The sequence below is a fragment of the Pedobacter sp. genome (assembly GCF_035566355.1).
In the GTDB taxonomy this organism is placed as follows: domain Bacteria; phylum Bacteroidota; class Bacteroidia; order Sphingobacteriales; family Sphingobacteriaceae; genus Pedobacter.
In genome coordinates this window covers 1-3,184 of record NZ_DATMRL010000132.1, presented here as the reverse complement: position 1 = coordinate 3,184, position 3,184 = coordinate 1, and the positions used below count along the sequence as shown (strand labels likewise).

The window sequence follows — 3,184 nt, the reverse complement described above, 5'->3', positions numbered from 1 at the left end:
TTAAACCATATCTGGCCAGTTCTTCCCGGCGTATGTCAATAGAGAGGTATTTACCACCGGTAACCGGATCTACGTAAAGGTCACTGATGCCTTTTGTACCTTCCAGCGCCAGTTTTACCCTTTCAGAAACGGCTGCCAGGGTATCCAGATTTTGTCCATATACTTTAATACCCACATCTGTTCGTATGCCGGTAGCCAGCATATTGATCCGGTTAATGATGGGCTGGGTCCAGCCGTTTACAACACCCGGTATCTGTAATTTTTTGTCCAGCTCATTAATGATGTCTTTTTTGGTCATCCCTTTCCGCCATTGCGCTTTTGGTTTGAGCATAATGATGGTTTCAATCATACTGATCGGAGAATTATCTGTGGCTGTGCTGGCACGGCCAGCTTTTCCCAAAACTTTATCCACTTCAGGAACAGATTTAATAATCTTATCCTGAACCTGGAGGATGCGTTTGGCCTCTCCGTTGGAAACATCAGGTAAAGTAACCGGCATAAACAGGATACTTTGCTCATCTAAGGGTGGCATAAATTCACTGCCCAGATTTTTCAGCAGGGGAATGGTAATCAATAAAGCAATTACATTGATGGCAATCGTTGTCTTTCTCCATTTCAGTACAGTTCTGATCACGGGTTCATAAAACCGTTCGAGTACCCGGTTAATAGGGTTGGCATGATCGGGCCGGAATTTGCCTTTCATAAAAAAGGAGATCAATACAGGAGCCAGGGTAAGCACCAGCAAGGCATCTACAATCATAATAAAGGTTTTTGTATAAGCCAGGGGATGAAACAATTTTCCTTCCTGCCCAGTGAGCATAAATACTGGTAAAAAGGAAGTGATGATAATGATGGTGGCAAAGAATACCCCCCTGGAAACCTGTTTGCTTGATTTCTCTATAATCTGTAACCGTTCCTCTTCTGAGATCCAGTCCGGACTTTTCTTGAATAAATTTTTAAACCAGGTCATCATAATTCTTTTGTTTTTTGCTGTTCATTCTGCCATTGTGCATAGCGTTCTGAAAGGTGTTTATAGGCATTTTCACTCATCACAATGCCGTTGTCTACAATCACTCCAATCGCCAGGGCAATACCGGTTAAAGACATGATATTGGAAGATATGCCAAAAGCATTTAATAAAATAAAACTTGCGGCAATGGTAATCGGGATCTGAATAATGATGCTCAGTGCGCTGCGCCAGTGGAAAAGGAAAATGATCACCACCAGTGAAACGACAATCATTTCTTCAATCAGGGTGTTTTTGATAGAATCTACCGATTCCTGGATCAAATGACCACGGTCATAGACAATATCAAATTTCACCCCTTTAGGAAGCCCTTTAGAGACCTCTTTCATCTTGGCTTTGACCCTGTCGATTACTGCAGCAGCATTTTCGCCATAGCGCATCACCACAATACCGCCAACGCGTTCTCCTTTTCCATCCTGATCAAAAATGCCCAGCCGGGTTTCTCCTGTCATTTGAACAGCCGCCACGTCTGAAACCTTTATCGGGATTCCTCTCTGATTTTTAATCGGGATATTGCCAATCTCCTCCATTGATTTCAGATAGCCCGAGGTTTTGATGATGTAACCGATGTCGCTCATCTCAAACTTCCGGCCTCCGGATTCGTTGTTGTTGGCTCGTACAGCGGCGATAACCTCTGGAACAGTTAACTTGTAATACAATAATTTATTTGGATCTACAGCAATCTGGTATTGTTTCTGAAAGCCACCAAAAGACGCAATTTCACTTACGCCAGGTACGTTTTGTAAAGCAAATTTAACATACCAGTCCTGGATGGCGCGCTGTTCACCAAGGTCGGTGTTTGGAGCATCCAGGGTATACCATAAGATATGGCCAACGCCGGTGCCATCAGGGCCCAGTTGCGGTGCAACACCGGTAGGGAGGGAGCGGGTAACGGTGCTGAGTCGTTCCAGGACACGTTCCCGTGCCCAGTAAATGTCTACATTGTCTTCAAAGATCACATAGATAAAGCTCATTCCAAACATAGAAGAACCACGAACATATTTGATTTTTGGGATGCCCTGAAGGTTTGTGACCAGGGGATAGGTAATCTGATCTTCAATAAGCTGCGGAGACCTGCCCATCCATTCTGTAAATACGATAACCTGGTTCTCTGACAAATCGGGTATGGCATCTATGGGGTTCTTTTTTACTGAAATCGCACCCCACACAAACAGACCTGCGGCAAGGAGCAAGACTATCCAGCGATTTCTTAAAGACCATTCTATAATTCTGTGTACCATTTTTTGTTTTTTCAAAAAGAGACTGTCTGAAAAGCTGCGCTCGTTTAAAACAACTCCTTTCAGACAGTCTCAGCTGTTAGTGTTTGTTCGCTTTTTTCGAAGTTTTGCTGTCTGTACGGTCATACTGACAGCAAGATGGCAATGCCGAATAAGCAGCTTCCGAAGCTTTGAACTTTGGCGTGTCATAGCCTGCATTGGCCACTTTTTGCTGCACATCGTCCAGACTTACCTTAGAAGCATCATAACTTACAGCAAGCATTTTGGAATCTTTATTCCAGTTTGCCGAACTTACACCAGGTACCTTTAAGGCCTTTTCTATGGTTTTTTTGCACATGCCACAGTTGCCAGATACTTTGATGCTGTCTGTTTTAGACTGTGCAGATACAGCACCGCCAAGGAAGACCAAAAGGGCCACCGATAAAAATCTCAATGATTTCATTGTTTTAAAATTTGGGTTTGAAAAAAATGGTTATATAAAATGTGGCCAGAGGAATACTATGGCCTGTACACGAACGTGCAGAGAATGAGAGCAGTAATTTTATATTCTGAAGGTACAGTTGCGGATAAAAACAGGCGTGTCACCTATTAATGGAGGTGCATGACTTAAAGAAGCTTTACCTGTTTCCAGAGGTACAGGAATATAGGCTAAATTCCAGTTTGTTCTATCCGGTTGAAGGGCTGGAAGCGGTTGAAACTGGTAAAGCGTTGTTGATGCTTTTTGCGATTTGTCAACCTTTGCCTGTTTGTAATCGTCTTTGCAGCAGGATTTACCGGAGCTTTTTTTCGGCGCCTTGCAAATCTTGCACATGGTACTTTCTGGTTGGGTAAATCCCCAGCTGGCTAATTTGCCCATGCAATAATGAAAATGCACAGTCATCCCACTGGTTGTACCCAGGTAAAAGAGGATGAGTAATGT

The 3,184-nt window shown here is 43.4% G+C and carries 4 protein-coding genes; all 4 read right to left on the bottom strand.

The genetic code is table 11. The features are described 5' to 3' along the window. Positions 1-973 (bottom strand): efflux RND transporter permease subunit (locus tag VNZ46_RS05245; RefSeq protein ID WP_325559071.1); only part of this gene is annotated, 973 nt, incomplete at its 3' end. After that, a complete protein-coding gene (locus VNZ46_RS05240) occupies positions 970-2,268 on the bottom strand; it encodes an efflux RND transporter permease subunit (protein WP_133777586.1) in 1,299 nt (432 codons plus the stop codon). The genes VNZ46_RS05245 and VNZ46_RS05240, both read right to left, overlap by 4 nt. 76 nt (positions 2,269-2,344) lie before the next feature. Continuing rightward, positions 2,345-2,707, bottom strand: coding sequence for a heavy-metal-associated domain-containing protein (locus VNZ46_RS05235; RefSeq protein ID WP_325559070.1), 363 nt, complete (start codon positions 2,705-2,707; stop codon positions 2,345-2,347). 99 nt (positions 2,708-2,806) lie between these two features. Beyond that, positions 2,807-3,184: HYC_CC_PP family protein (locus VNZ46_RS05230; protein ID WP_325559069.1), on the bottom strand; the 378-nt coding region annotated here is incomplete at its 5' end.

What these genes read in the sequence shown, in the direction of transcription:
- VNZ46_RS05235 (WP_325559070.1), bottom strand. Translation starts at nt 2,707, where the DNA reads ATGAAATCATTGAGATTTTTATCGGTGGCCCTTTTGGTCTTCCTTGGC.
- VNZ46_RS05240 (WP_133777586.1), bottom strand. Translation starts at nt 2,268, where the DNA reads ATGGTACACAGAATTATAGAATGGTCTTTAAGAAATCGCTGGATAGTC.